At 53.3% G+C, this 13243-nt stretch carries 12 protein-coding genes; 2 read left to right on the forward strand and 10 right to left on the reverse strand.

The annotated features are described in order from the left end of the window. Window positions 1-100: 100 nt before the first annotated feature. From MOST_RS00685 to MOST_RS00700, 4 genes are all read right to left on the reverse strand, one after another. Window positions 101-430, reverse strand: coding sequence for a hypothetical protein (locus MOST_RS00685; RefSeq protein WP_054938274.1), 330 nt, complete (start codon window positions 428-430; stop codon window positions 101-103). A gap of 65 nt (window positions 431-495) precedes the next feature. After that, complete coding sequence (locus tag MOST_RS00690; RefSeq protein WP_054938273.1) at window positions 496-2187, reverse strand: sigma 54-interacting transcriptional regulator; 1692 nt, start codon at window positions 2185-2187, stop codon at window positions 496-498. Window positions 2188-2306: 119 nt separating this feature from the next. Further along, entirely contained in the window at window positions 2307-3005 is a 699-nt protein-coding gene (locus MOST_RS00695) for a CPBP family intramembrane glutamic endopeptidase (protein ID WP_054938272.1), read from the reverse strand. An 88-nt stretch (window positions 3006-3093) separates the two neighbouring features. After that, window positions 3094-5058, reverse strand: a complete 1965-nt coding sequence (locus tag MOST_RS00700; protein WP_054938271.1) for a glycoside hydrolase family 15 protein — start codon at window positions 5056-5058, stop codon at window positions 3094-3096. Window positions 5059-5177: 119 nt separating this feature from the next. On the opposite strand from MOST_RS00700, the gene MOST_RS00705 reads away from it, so the two are divergent. Continuing rightward, a complete protein-coding gene (locus MOST_RS00705; RefSeq protein WP_054938270.1) occupies window positions 5178-5774 on the forward strand; it encodes a DUF4912 domain-containing protein in 597 nt (198 codons plus the stop codon). A 164-nt stretch (window positions 5775-5938) separates the two neighbouring features. Next, entirely contained in the window at window positions 5939-7525 is a 1587-nt protein-coding gene (locus MOST_RS00710) for a glycoside hydrolase family 57 protein (RefSeq protein WP_054938269.1), read from the forward strand. A gap of 56 nt (window positions 7526-7581) precedes the next feature. Here the strand turns inward: MOST_RS00710 and MOST_RS00715 are convergent, their stop codons facing one another. From MOST_RS00715 to MOST_RS00740, 6 genes are all read right to left on the reverse strand, one after another. After that, entirely contained in the window at window positions 7582-8262 is a 681-nt protein-coding gene (locus MOST_RS00715; protein WP_054938268.1) for a superoxide dismutase, read from the reverse strand. A 78-nt stretch (window positions 8263-8340) separates the two neighbouring features. Next, window positions 8341-9252, reverse strand: coding sequence for a radical SAM protein (locus MOST_RS00720; RefSeq protein WP_244267276.1), 912 nt, complete (start codon window positions 9250-9252; stop codon window positions 8341-8343). A 237-nt stretch (window positions 9253-9489) separates the two neighbouring features. Further along, complete coding sequence (locus MOST_RS17535; RefSeq protein ID WP_054938266.1) at window positions 9490-10023, reverse strand: hypothetical protein; 534 nt, start codon at window positions 10021-10023, stop codon at window positions 9490-9492. Between the two features lie 17 nt (window positions 10024-10040). Continuing rightward, window positions 10041-11411: a Na+/H+ antiporter NhaC family protein gene (locus tag MOST_RS00730; RefSeq protein ID WP_054938265.1), complete on the reverse strand. Its 1371-nt coding sequence runs from the start codon at window positions 11409-11411 to the stop codon at window positions 10041-10043. Next, the gene (locus MOST_RS00735) at window positions 11398-12408 is read right to left on the reverse strand and encodes an alcohol dehydrogenase catalytic domain-containing protein (protein ID WP_054938264.1); all 1011 of its coding nucleotides are present in this window, start codon (window positions 12406-12408) and stop codon (window positions 11398-11400) included. Before MOST_RS00735 ends, MOST_RS00730 begins: the two co-directional genes overlap by 14 nt. Window positions 12409-12418: 10 nt before the next feature. Next, window positions 12419-13243 carry a carbohydrate ABC transporter permease gene (locus MOST_RS00740; protein WP_054938263.1) on the reverse strand — a complete coding sequence of 275 codons (825 nt, stop codon included), beginning with the start codon at window positions 13241-13243 and terminating at the stop codon, window positions 12419-12421.

The raw sequence follows: 13243 nt of genomic DNA on the forward strand, positions 1-13243 counted from the left end.
ATTTCTTTTGCACCTCATTCATTCGGTTTCTCGCCTCCTGGTTGGTTTGTTTGTTTTGGTCTATTATTTTTTTACCAGGAGGCTTTTTTATTGGCAACACCTACCTTACATCATTACAGGAATGCTCCAGGGCCCTTTCCCAGGTGACGGTGTACATCTCCTTACCCTGGCGGCGGAGGGGTACCGTCGCCCGCTCCGGGTGGTGCAGGGTTTTCCACTCATAAAGGCCCTTGAGGCACAGGTGGCCTTTATTTACCGGCGCGGCGGTATCAGGTTTGACGGCCACTGCCCGGCCGTCTTTAACCCCCAGGTAAAGGCCGCAGCCGGTACCGCAATAACCGCAGGTGGTAGCCACCCAGCGGTCCACGGCTACTTCCACCTCGCCCTGGAAAAGGCTAACTATCCCTTGTTGTAACTCGGCCAGAGCCATCAGCAATCCCTCGTTTATTGCCAGAAATTCGCCCCGGAAAACTCTGGGGCCTGTCCCGGAAGAGTTCACTCAATACTGTAGCGTTTTAATTTCTGGTACAGGCCGGAAGGATGGATGCCCAGGAGCTTTGCCGCCTCCTGCTTATTACCCCCGGCGACCGCCAGGGCCCTCTGGATGGCCTCCCTTTCAGCTTCAGCAACGGCCTCCTTCAATTCCAGGCCTGCATCTCTACCGCGCACCTGTTGCAGGGCCGCCGGCAGGTGTTCCCGGCGGATAATGTCTTCCCCTGGCTCCAGGAAATTAAAGGCATGCTCCAGGACATTCTCCAGTTCGCGGACATTGCCCGGCCAGGTATAGCGGTAAAAAAGCTCCTGCACCGCCGGGGCGAGGCCCCTGACGGCCATCCCATACCGGTTATTGAGGCGCCGTATAATGGCCGCCGTCAAAACCTCGATATCTTGCGGCCGCTCCCGCAGGGGCGGTATATGCAGGGTCACCACCGCCAGGCGGTAATAAAGGTCGCGGCGAAACTTGCCGGCCGCCTCCAGAGCCAGGAGATCCTGGTTGGTGGCAGCAATAATCCTCACATCTACCTTGATAGTCTTACGTCCCCCGACCCGCTCAAAGGAACGTTCCTGCAAAGCCCTGAGGAGCTTGGGCTGCATACTCAAAGGCAGGTCACCGATTTCATCCAGGAATATGGTGCCGCCATCGGCCAGCTCAAACTTGCCGGGCTTACCGCCCCGGGCCGCCCCGGTAAAGGCCCCTTCTTCGTAGCCAAAGAGTTCGGCCTCCAGCAGGTTTTCCGGGATGGCCGCGCAGTTGATTTTAATCAGGGGCTCATTGCGGCGGGAGCTGGCCCGGTGGATGGCCTGGGCCAGCAATTCCTTCCCGGTACCGCTCTCGCCGGTAATTAAAACGTTAGCCTCGCCCCGGGCCACCCGGGCCGCCAGCTTTTTCAGCTGTACCACGGCCAGGCTCGTCCCCAGTATCCCCTGCCAGGCGTCTTGTTCCCCATGGAGGGACGCTAGTTCCTGCTGGTAAAAGAGGACCTTGCCCTCTAAAACCTGCAGGCGCCGGGAAATATCCTTGAGGCCTGAAGCGGCCAGGTCTTCAACTGCCATGGCCTTGCCTACGGCACCCAGAAGGTTGCCGCTGGCATCTTTGACAGGCATTTCCGACAATAACAGTTTCTTGCCGGCATACTGGACCTCAAAGCCGACTACCGGTCGGCCAGTAGCCAGGACCTCCGGCAAGCGGCTGAAGGTTAAAACATCTCTTATCTCCCGGCCTGTCAGGACATCAGCCCTCTGGCCCAGGAGTTCGGCATACATCTGGTTGATACTGACGATTACACCCTGGCGGTTAACCACCACCAGGTAGAGGGGAAAATCATCCAGGAGGGCGGCGTAGAGTTCATTAAGGGCCTCAAGGTGGGCTGCGTCCGGCTGTTCTTCCGTAAAAAGAACGACGACTCCCCCCTGGCCGTCGGGGAAATAATCGACGCGGTAGTTTTTACCCCCGGCGGCAAAACAGGTTCCCTGGAGGGGGCGGCGGTGGGTAAAGACCTCGGCCAGACGCGTCTCCGGGAAGACCTCCGTCAGCCGCCGGCCCTTTAAATCCCGGCCGGCCAGCCCCAGGATGGCGGCAGCCAGGGAGTTGGCCACCAGGATGTGACCGCCGGCGTCGACATAGATCATTCCCTGCTGCAGCGCATTAAAGGTTTCTCCCCAGAAATCCCTGGCAGTCCCGGCCATTATTCTCCCCTCCCTGTATGGTCAGCCTTGTTCTCTCATTATGTTAACATTTCGTTCCCCTGACTGCAACCCGGCCAGGCATTCCTCCCCTTATGAACAGGGCACAGCATTCCATATCTTCAAACCTGCCGCAGGGCAAAATAAAGGAGGAGAATCATAATGGTATTCCAGGTAGCATGGGCAACGATGGGGGTTAGGATATTTCCTGTCCGCTCATAAAGGTAAGCCAGGCCCATGCCGCCGAGAGCAAGGGGCAAGAAACGCACCAGGTCCAGGTGCAGGAGGGCAAAGATCAGGCCGCTCCCCAGAAGGCCCCTGACAAAGCCGTAGCGGGCTTTGAGGGCCGGGAAGAGAAACCCCCGGAAATAGAGTTCTTCTGTAACGGGAGCCAGAAAAGCACCGAGAAATAGCGGTATAATCAGGTCACGGGGCTGCCTGGCGTTGATGACCAGTTCGGTAAAGGGCTGGGGGGCTTGGTCGGGTAAAAAGAACTGTAACAGACTGCCGATAATAACTACCAGTAGAAATAAAACCAGGCCGCCTCCCAGGCCTGAAGCTATGGCCCGGACCAAAGAAGCGGCTTTTAAACCTACAGCTTCCAGGCCCAGGCCGTTTTTCTTGCGCACGAAATAATGCAGTCCCCCCAGGACGGCCGCCCCCTGGGCCAGGCCCACCAGCAGGTAACGGTAGGCCAGGGGTAACCAGGAAGCAAAGAACCGGACCATTAACGCCGTACCATAACCTGCCGCCAGCATCCCCAGTAATACCAGGAGACACTGCCGTAAATTCCAGGGCATTTTCTCCGTTTCTCCTGTCATAAATTCCACCTCATTAAGCCTTTAACTAAACGGGCCTTATGGCCTAAATATATAACAACCCCGGGTGTTTGAAAAGCCTTTATAGAAATTATGCCAGCAACTGACGCCTCCGTGCGAGGTATTTTTCCACGGCGCTAACAAAGGTGGCATGGGACCAGGTTAAAGGGGAAACCGACAGGGGTTCGCCGGTAAAGGGGTGCAGTTGCTCCGGGAGCATCCCCGCCGGCGTTGCCCGTTCTGCCGCCCAGGTGAGAATGGCACGGGCCGCGGCCAGGTCATTTAAATTTTGCGCCCGTAAGGAGTGCCACTCGGCCAGCCACAGGGTACAGATAAACCATGGGTTACCCGGGGCCACCTGGAGGTTATCGCTTTTACGGAAGTAGTAATCCCCGGTATAGCGGGCCACTCCTCCTATTTCCGTCTTGACCTGCAGTCCTTCCTCCACTGCCGCCATAGTCCGGGACAGGCGCGGGTCAGCCAGAGGCACTGCTTCCAGCAGGGCCAGGGCCGTGAGGCTGGCATCCAGGGTAAAATCAGGCACCAGGCGGCCGTCATCTTCCCTGTAAATACCCCGGATGAAACGCCCCAGGTCCGGGGAATATAGGTGTTCGCTAATACCCACACCGACCTCCACCGCCGCCCGCCGGTAACGGTCTTCCAGGCCTACGTCACCAGCCAGGCGCGCCATATCGGCAGCGGCAAGTAGCCCGGCGTAGACGGCGGCAGAAGTAAAGGTAAAGATGCCTCGCCGCTCTTCCCAGAGGTCATAGCTCGGCAGGGGCAGGCCCAGGTCTGGATAGCGGTAATCTACCAGGAAATCGGCTGCCGGCCGTACCAGGGCCGGGTAGAGGTCGTGGATGAGACCCCAGTTCCGCCCCAGGCGGAAGGACTGGCCCAGGGCCCAGAGGACCAGGGCTGTTTCATCTTCCTGGATGGGCAAAATGCGCTCACCCCGGTGCACCGGCGGTAACCAGCTGGATCCCAGGCTGCCGTCAGGATTGTATTTTTGATAAAAAAAGCCGTCCTGCTCCAGCACCCGGGAGCAATAATAAAAAAAGCTGGCCGTTAACTCGCCATAGCCGGCCTGGTCCAGGGCACTGGCTACCAGGGCCCCATCCCGGGGCCAGCAGTAGCCGTAGTGATCCCGGGCTTCCGCCAGGATGTCGCTATCGGTAGCCGCCAGGATCGCCCCCCGGTTGTCAATCTGGGTGCGCACGACCAGGAGGCTGCGGTGGTAGAGGTCAACTACCGCCGGGGGTAAATCGGCAAAGTCGCGTCCATTTTTATAGACCCAACCCCGCCAGTAGGCCGCCGTGGCTGCCAGCAGGTTTTTTACCCCCTGGGACAGCACCCAGTTATTTAGCTCTCCGGCAGCCGTAAAGTTCTCGGCAGCCACAATCCAGTAGGTAATCTCTCCCCTCTCTCCCGCGGACAGCTGCAGGCGAAAGCTAAAGGTACTGTCTACCGAACCGTGGTGGATGGGATGGCCTTCCAGCCAGCCGTCCTCGGCATCCCGCCAGGTACCCTCGGCACCACGAAAGCGCTTGTTACCGGTGGCATACTGGAAAAAAATATTGGCCCCAGCACGGCCATTGATTAAAAGGTATAGTCCCCTTTTATAATGAAGCAACACCTTCTGGTCCGGCAGGTAAGTCACTGTATCGCCGATGGGGGATTCATTTAAAGTAAAATCATGATAAAAAAACAGCCGCACTTCCCGGGAGCGGCCCGCCAGGTTGTGAACCGTGATCCGGGCCAGGTAAATATCTTCCTGAAAATGGACGGCGTTGTTAATATTTATTTCCAGTTCCATATCCTTATGCCTGGCCCGGCAATGGCCTACCAGGGTATCCGCTTCATAACCTACCTGCCGCTCCCACTCCCGGCTTCCCAGCCAGCTAAAATGGCCATCCACCCAGCAGCCCAGGCGATTTCTTTCCCCGCCAATGTGATTGGGCCAGCCAACATAAGGGTAATATAAGTCACGCATATTAAATTCAGCATCAAAATTAATCAACAAACGCCCGTTCCCCAGGGCCAGTTCTCGCGGCATGGTTCTCGCCCCTTCACTTTCCTCATCTTAACGGCAATAAAGTAAAGGTAAGTGGATATACTAAGCGATGAGTTTAACGGTCCTTTAGCATTATTCCACCAGAGAGCGGGGATTATTGCATGATAACCTTTATTGTCCTGTTAATCATAGCCATCCTGGCCGGGGCGCTCTTCTGGTACCGGCGCTGGCAGACCGCCCGCCCGGCAGCCAAACCCTTGCCAGTCCCGGCACCGGCAGGCCGGGAGTTGCCGGCAAAATATGGTAAAGACGAAGTTGTCCTCATGGTCAAGGACCCCTACTGGCTCTATGCCTACTGGGAATTAAGCGATGCCAAAAAGGAGGAGCTTAAGCGCCGCTTTGGCCCGGGTGCCTGGGAAAAATCCCGTCCTTTACTCAGGGTTTACGACCTTACCAACCACCCCTACGATTTTCTCCAGGCACCCTTTTTTGAAATTGCCATTACGGACATGGCCGACAACTGGTATATCCATACCGGTAAACCCTCCAGCACCTTTTGCGTTGACCTGGGACGCTGGTTTCCTGAATATGGTTTTGTTACCATAGCCCGGTCCAATATCGTCACTACCCCGGCAGATAAACCCAGCAGCGTTATTGACCCCTTATGGCCGCCCCTGGAAGTCTGCTGGCAGGCGGTGGAACGTTACGGTAAAGCCAGGGGTTTCAGCTCTCCCCAGCTGGTGAAAACACAAAAATAAGGACGGATTCCCTTTAATCAAGGACCCGTCCCTATTATTTACATAAAGTCCTCTCTGAAGGCTTCCCAGGCCATCAAGTGCATGGGAGTTATCCTGGGGGCTCAAGCAGAATGCCAACCAGCGCTTCCTGGCTGCTTGTATGAATGTATGAAAGGAAGAGACCTATGCCCCGTGGTTATGTCGCCCTGGTTTTACACGCCCATTTACCCTACGTCCGTGACACGGAAGACGACTTTTCCCTGGCCGAAAAATGGTTCCATGAAGCCGTCACCGAAACCTATATCCCCTTGATCCATGTCTGCCAGCGCCTCAACCAGGACCGGGTACCCTATAAATTGACCATCTCTTTAAGCCCGCCTTTGACTGCTATGATGGCCGATAACCTGGTCCAGGAGCATTACCGCCGTTACCTGGAACGCCTGCGGGAGCTGGCCGCCCGTGAGGTCTGGCGCACTAGGAGCGACCCGCGTTTCCACCTGGTGGCCCGCATGTACCAGGACCTTTTTGAACAGACCTACCGTACTTACCGGGCCTATGACGGCAACCTGATCAATGCCTTCCGGGAAATCCAGGATAGCGGCAACGTGGAGATAATCACCTGCGCCGCCACCCATGGTTACTTGCCTTTAATCGGCCTGCAACGGGAGGTAGTCCGCGCCCAGGTGGAGGTAGCCGTCAACAACCACCGCCGCCTATTTGGCCGGCCACCGGCGGGCCTGTGGCTGCCCGAATGTGCCTATAATCCGGGAGATGACGCCATTTTAAGGGATTACGGCATCAAATACTTCTTCGTCGACGCCCACGGCCTCCTTTACGCCACGCCGCGGCCCCGCTACAGCATTTTTGCCCCCGTCTACACCCCGGCAGGAGTTGCTGCCTTCGGCCGCGACCTGGAGTCTTCGGAGCAGGTATGGAGTGCCCAGGAAGGCTACCCTGGAGACTTCGATTACCGGGAGTTTTACCGGGATATTGGTTATGACCTGGATTTTGAGTATATCAAGCCGTACATCCATCCGTCGGGCCTACGCCTGGATACGGGCATAAAATACTATCGCATCACCGGCAAGTCCAACTATAAAGAGCCTTACGTCCCGGAATGGGCCAGTTTTAAAGCCCATACCCATGCCGGCAACTTCTTATTTAACCGGGAACACCAGATTAACTACCTGGCCGGTTACATGGACCGGCCGCCCCTCATTGTCTGCCCCTATGACGCTGAGCTTTTCGGTCACTGGTGGTTCGAGGGACCCCAGTTCCTGGAATCGCTCTTCCGCCAGGTGGCGGGGCTCACCCATCAACCCTTTAACTTTATCACGCCGAGCGAGTACCTGGAGCGTTTCCCCGTCAACCAGCCGGCCACGCCCTGCATGTCCAGCTGGGGGAATAACGGTTATAACGAGGTCTGGCTGGAGGGTTCCAACGATTGGATTTACCGCCATCTCCACCACGCCGCTGACGAAATGATCCGCCTGGCCAACCAGTACCAGACCGCCGAAGGCCTGTTGCTGCGCGCCTTAAACCAGGCCGCCCGGGAACTCCTGGTGGCCCAGAGCAGCGATTGGGCCTTTATCATGAAAACTGGCACCATGGTAGATTACGCCGTCCAGCGGACGAAAAAACACCTGCTCAATTTCTGGTACCTTACCCGTTCCATCGATAAAAATGCCATGGACCCGGAGAAGGTGCAGGCCATGGAGGAAGGTAATAATATATTCCCGGATCTAAACTACCGGGTCTTCGCCAGCCAGTAGATGACGCAGGCATGGTCCGGGTGGTGTAGGTCCGAACCACGACAAGGCCTGCTTCCCTATAAGGCTCCTGGGCAACAGGTCAAAGGCACCCCGGCCGGGATAGCCATCTGCAGACGCCTTTCCACTTCCGGCCAGTTGACATGCTGCCACCAGGCCTTGACATAGTCGGCGCGCCGGTTCTGGTAGTCCAGGTAATAAGCATGCTCCCACACATCCAGCACCAGGATGGGGATGCCACCCCACTGGGTCAAATCCTGGTGCTTCTCTGCTGTCAGGATCTCCAGACGACCCCAGGCCGGCTGCCAGATTAAAATCGCCCAGCCGGAGCCTTCCACATCAATAGCCGCTTTCATAAACTGCTCCTGGAAGGCCGTCATGCTACCAAAATAACTATTTATTTTCTCCCGCAGTAAACTACCCGGCCCGCTCCCGCTCCAGGGGGCCATTACCGTCCAGTAGATGCTGTGCAGGATGTGCCCGGACCCGTGAAACGCCAGTTCCCGCTCCCAGTGCTTCACCAGGGAAAAGTCTCCTTTCTGCCGCGCTTCAACCAGCTTTAGCTCCGCTTTGTTGAGCCCCTCGACATAAGCCAGGTGATGGCGGTCATGGTGGGTGCGCAGTTGCCTTTCGCTGATTACCGGTTCTAAAGCATTATATGGGTAAGGCAGGGGCGGCAGCCGGTGCCCGCCGGGAGGAACCGCCTGCCATGACGGCCACCAGCTTTGTGTTTCGGCCATGCAAACCACTCCCGGAAATTGTTTCCTTATATGCTATGCAATCCTGGGTTGGAGTGGTATTAGCATTCTGTAGCCTGACTACTCGGCAAGGCGGAAATGGGGGCTGGCCCGGCGGGCTGCCTCTAAAGCCTCTTTAAACTCTTCTCTGGTAATCCGCCGGCTCAAAGGACCGTAGCGGTAAGCCTCGCTGGCCGGGTAATACTGGTTCATGACGTTGATGTAGGCATAGGGTGAGATTTCCCGGGCGATAAATTCCATGACCTCCCTGGTTCCGGCCAGGCCCCCCGGCAGGACCAGGTGACGGATAATTAACCCCCGCCTTGCTATTCCCTCTTCATCTACCTGCAGGTCGCCCACCTGGCGCTGCATTTCTTTGATGGCTTCCTTAGCCACCTGGGGATAATCCGGCACATGGGAAAGGCGTTTGCCAACATCAGGTTCAGCATACTTAAAGTCCGGCATGTAGATGTCTATAAGGCCCTCAATCTGCTCCAGGGTCGCCTTCTCTTCATAACCACCGCAGTTATAGACCAGGGGTAACCTCAGGCCTCTTGCGGCGGCAATGGCCAGGGCGGCGATAATCTGGGGGACATAATGGGAAGGTGTAACCAGGTTGATGTTATGGCAGCCCCTGGCCTGTAAGGAGAGCATAATGCGAGCCAGCTTCTCCAGGGAAACCTTTTCGCCATGGTGCCCACGGCTGATATCGAAGTTCTGACAAAAGACACAACCCAGGTTACAGTGGCTGAAGAAAATGGTCCCTGAGCCACCCCTACCCACCAGGGGCGGTTCCTCGCCAAAGTGGGGGCCATAGCCGCCGATCTCCACCTCCAGGCCAGCCCGGCAAAAGCCCAGCTCTCCTTTTTGCCGGTTAACATGACAATGGTGGGGACAAACAGTGCAATCCTTAAGGAGCTTCATGAGCCCGGCGGCCAGTTCCTTCAGCCTGCCGCTCCTGGAACTATCAAGATAACCCGGATAGGCAGCCACAATGGTCCCCCTTTAAGCCGGTATTTCTTTGCTTAGGGTAACCTGAGTCTTATTTTTTTAGCCCTGGCAAGAGGATTCCCAGTGGTAGGTTCTCGTCATAATATGGTAAAATAATTACGAGACAAATATTTCGGTCTCAAAAAGGAGTTAAAGCCCTATGGCTTATAGGGATCTTAACATAGCTCGTCTCAGCCAAAAAGTTGCTGATATCAAGGAAGCTTTGGCTGTGTTGCGCGATTATGCAGCCCGCAACGATGAGGACTTTTTAAACAATGCGGAAGCTATCAGGTCAGCCAAGTATGCTTTTATTATTCTTATCGAAGCGGCCACCAACATAGCGCCTATATCCCTGGCCCGGGCAATCTCCTCGTCTGTCAGGCTGTAGCGGAGCCGGTTGAGGTCGGCGCCCAGCACCGGCCAGCCGCCCATGGGTATATCGCTGCCGATCTTACGGTTGCCTGCAAGTTGCGCAATGGCTTCTTCCCTGCTTTCATACCATTCATAAGTCCAGGGCTCAAAGCCCAGATCGGGCACCTGCTCCTCCAGGAAACGCTCGATTTCATTTTTTGGGGCTACTATATACTTCCTGTCGCCCAGGATCACCAGGGCGGCTGCATCCCGGACATTGGCCTCATTGCGGCCGCAGATGGTCACCAGCTCCGGTTCCGCTGGAAAGGGGTAAAAAATATAAGAGATTTTTATAAAAGCATTAGTATGGGCTTTACCCATAAAACCGTAACCCAACACGCCTACGCCAAGTTTAGTCGGCATTTTTAACAACTCCTCCTCTAACTTTTTTGTTTAAAAGTTCTAGCCTTGCTTCGCAATCCTGCCACAAAACCAGGGATAATTATTAGCCAGGCAAAGAAATTATAAGGTGTAGTCTGAAAAGCACCCGTACCAAGGGTGCCTAACACAATAAAGTTTAAATTGGACCAGGGAACAAGGGCCGCCGCGGCAAAGGAGCTTTCCACTAGGTCCCGGGAAAGATGTTCAGCCCGGTAGCCTGCAGCAATGTACCTGTCTTTAAGCCATAAGGATGGAACCAGGATCGCCGGTATGATGGCACAGGTGAGTACAGACATTAAAACGCCCAGCAAAGTACCAGTAGCACATATCCTGCCTTTCAATAGCTTCAGGTCAGTAAGTTTGCCCAGCAAGAACTCAAGTACGCCAATGTGCTGCAAAATAGAGGCCCAGGCCGAAGCCAGGAAAATCAGTTCAATAACATTACCGAAACTAATTATGCCACCCCTGGCCAGCATACCGGCTATTTCGTCCCTGGTAGCCGGGACATACCCTGCACTCATAGCCTGGATAATGGCATCAATTTTTAGCCCCTGAACAACTATAGCTACTAAAGCTGATAATAACAGGTTGAGGCCCAGGACCGGTACCAGGGGCAGCCGTAAAGCAATTAAACAGAACAAAATAATTATCGGGGTTAGGAGCCATGGGCTGATAACAAATAGCTTTTCCAGGCTGGCGGCGAGGTTGATTGTCGCTGTCATATTTATATTGCCAATCCAGAAAAACCCGTAAAGACTATACAAAAATAGGCTGATCCCCTGAGCCGTTATAACCCTCCGGGTAAATAATTTAATCAAAGCGGGTGTATTGCCTCCATTGGTACTTACGGCCAGCGCTGTTAAATCACTCAAGGGAGAAATAATGTGCCCTGCTATCCCCCCGGCAGTAATTGCCCCAGCCGTAATAGCAACAGGTACCCCCAGGCCATGGCCAATAGCCAGCAAGGCCACCCCTATCGTCCCGAAGGCACCGGCATCGGAACCTGTCGCCAGGGCCATCAAAAAAGTTAACAGGCAAGCTTCAGCCAGGAAAAACCTTGGTGACAACAAGTGCAGGCCATAATAAATAAATGTAGGGATAATACCCGCTGCTATCCAGATGCCAATAGTGGCCCCAATTAGAATTAAAATCAACAAAGCGAAGCTGCACTGGTTCATGCCCTTTAAAGCAGCCTTTTCGATTTCCGTCCACCTGTAGCCACAACGCCGGCCAACCCCACCGGCCAAAAATATCCCAAACAAAAAGGGAAGCTGTAACGGCAAGCCCAGCAGGCTTGCCGTTATCAAAAACAGGATAGCCGGGACTAGGGCAGCTAAAGCCTCTGTCCAGGAAATTCTATTTAACTTCATGCATAACTGTCTCCAGTTTTATTAAAGGCTTAATCGTTTTGCCTGCACAAAATTCTTTATGCATAGTTTCGATATCCAGCAAGGAACCTACCTTGCTTATTAATTTTTTGAAGCTATCTCTTTTCTCCCGGAAAATTTTAAAGTTGTCATCAACTTCGTTTAATGGAAAATAGAACGATCTGATATAGAAGCAATCTTTACGCCTTAATTTTGGTGATGGTTTAATTATCCATGGATTATTGCTCTCTCCAAGGAGTAGTACTGCGCCCCCAGCTTTTACCAAATCCAAGGCTAATTGCCGGCCCCTTTCATTCCCAGTAGCCTCAATAATTAAAGGAAAAGTCGCCTCCTGATTTTGTGCTGGTAATGGTAAAGGCCTTGCTCCCAAAGAAATAGCCAATCCAAGCCTGTCTTCTGCTACGTCATAGGCGTATATTTCCTGGCACCCCATAGCCTGTAACACCAGCATGCTTCCCAAACCCAATGGACCGCATCCTATAATTGCAGCTTTCCCAGTTGCTGGGTGGCCAACGCATTTGCTACATAATCTTATCCCGTGGGCTGGGGTACCAATAGTATCAAGCAATAAAACCCCTTCATCCAAGCTTATATCAGGTGGCAACGGAATAACGTTTCGCGCCGGCACTACCAGATATTCCTCATATCCCCCAGGAAGTTGCCAGCCAACTAGACCGTTTATATTGGGGCAACGGTTATTATTTCCTGTCCGGCATTCAACACACTTGCCACAGAATAGAGGTATATAAATTATCGCTTTTGTACCGGCTTTTAAACTAACATTGGCTCCACTTTGCACAATCACTCCGGAAATTTCATGCCCGGGAACGATAGCGCTTCCCTGATAAAAAAGCCTTTTATCAGAACCGCAAAGGCCACAGTAGGAAACTTTTATTAATACATCGTCCGGTCCCGCTACAGGCATTTCTTTGTCAACAATCTCTATTTCTTCATTTCCTTTAAAAATAGCAGCCAGCATTTTTATCCTCCTATCCTTTAACAGCACCTGCTGTTAAGCCTCTTACTAATAACCTCTGTGCAAAAATAGTAAGTAGCAAAGCAGGTAAGCTAATAATAGTTGCAGCAGCCATTAACCCCCCCCAATTAGTCGAGCCTTCTCCAATAAAGTTAAAAGCGATCACCGTCAGAGGCATAGTTTTGGTATTGGCGAGCGCCAGGGCAAAAAGGAAGTAATTCCAGGAAAAAATAAAGGCTAGAATAAGTGAAACAGCGAGTCCAGGTAAAGACAATGGCAAAGCTATCTGGAAAAAGAGGCGCCATCGAGAGCAACCGTCAATTAAGGCCGATTCCTCTATATCTAAAGGTATATCTTCAAAATAGGAGATCATCAACCAGATGATTAGGGGCATGGTGATAACTGCGTGGGTAAAAACAAGCATCATATAATCGGCTACATTATTGCTAGTTATCTGCAAGCGTGTGGCAATCAAATACCAAGGAATTAAGAATAATACACCAGGTGCCATGCGGGCTACCAAGGTAAAAATAGCTATCTTTTGCAAACGAAATCTGGCTATGGCATAAGCAGCCGGGACACCAAGTACCAGGCCTACCATAGTTGAACCACCAGCAATAACAATACTATTTATAATATATCTCTCAAACGGGTAAACCCGGAAGAGATCAATATAATTCATCATTGTAGGTTTAAAAATAAGTACTGGCGGGTAAGCTGTAATATCAATATTATTTTTAAAGGAGGATAATATCATCCATATAACTGGTCCCAAAAAAATTATAAGCAATATCAAATACTGGATGTACATCCAAATGCGCTCTCTCTTCGTAAACAT

The sequence above is a fragment of the Neomoorella stamsii genome, assembly GCF_002995805.1.
Classification (GTDB): Bacteria; Bacillota; DSM-521; order Neomoorellales; family Neomoorellaceae; genus Neomoorella; species Neomoorella stamsii.

What these genes read in the sequence shown, in the direction of transcription:
- MOST_RS00685 (WP_054938274.1), bottom strand. Translation starts at nt 430, where the DNA reads ATGGCTCTGGCCGAGTTACAACAAGGGATAGTTAGCCTTTTCCAGGGC.
- MOST_RS00690 (WP_054938273.1), bottom strand. Translation starts at nt 2,187, where the DNA reads ATGGCCGGGACTGCCAGGGATTTCTGGGGAGAAACCTTTAATGCGCTG.
- MOST_RS00695 (WP_054938272.1), bottom strand. Translation starts at nt 3,005, where the DNA reads ATGACAGGAGAAACGGAGAAAATGCCCTGGAATTTACGGCAGTGTCTC.
- MOST_RS00700 (WP_054938271.1), bottom strand. Translation starts at nt 5,058, where the DNA reads ATGCCGCGAGAACTGGCCCTGGGGAACGGGCGTTTGTTGATTAATTTT.
- MOST_RS00705 (WP_054938270.1), top strand. Translation starts at nt 5,178, where the DNA reads ATGATAACCTTTATTGTCCTGTTAATCATAGCCATCCTGGCCGGGGCG.
- MOST_RS00710 (WP_054938269.1), top strand. Translation starts at nt 5,939, where the DNA reads ATGCCCCGTGGTTATGTCGCCCTGGTTTTACACGCCCATTTACCCTAC.
- MOST_RS00715 (WP_054938268.1), bottom strand. Translation starts at nt 8,262, where the DNA reads ATGGCCGAAACACAAAGCTGGTGGCCGTCATGGCAGGCGGTTCCTCCC.
- MOST_RS17535 (WP_054938266.1), bottom strand. Translation starts at nt 10,023, where the DNA reads ATGCCGACTAAACTTGGCGTAGGCGTGTTGGGTTACGGTTTTATGGGT.
- MOST_RS00730 (WP_054938265.1), bottom strand. Translation starts at nt 11,411, where the DNA reads ATGAAGTTAAATAGAATTTCCTGGACAGAGGCTTTAGCTGCCCTAGTC.
- MOST_RS00735 (WP_054938264.1), bottom strand. Translation starts at nt 12,408, where the DNA reads ATGCTGGCTGCTATTTTTAAAGGAAATGAAGAAATAGAGATTGTTGAC.
- MOST_RS00740 (WP_054938263.1), bottom strand. Translation starts at nt 13,243, where the DNA reads ATGTTTACGAAGAGAGAGCGCATTTGGATGTACATCCAGTATTTGATA.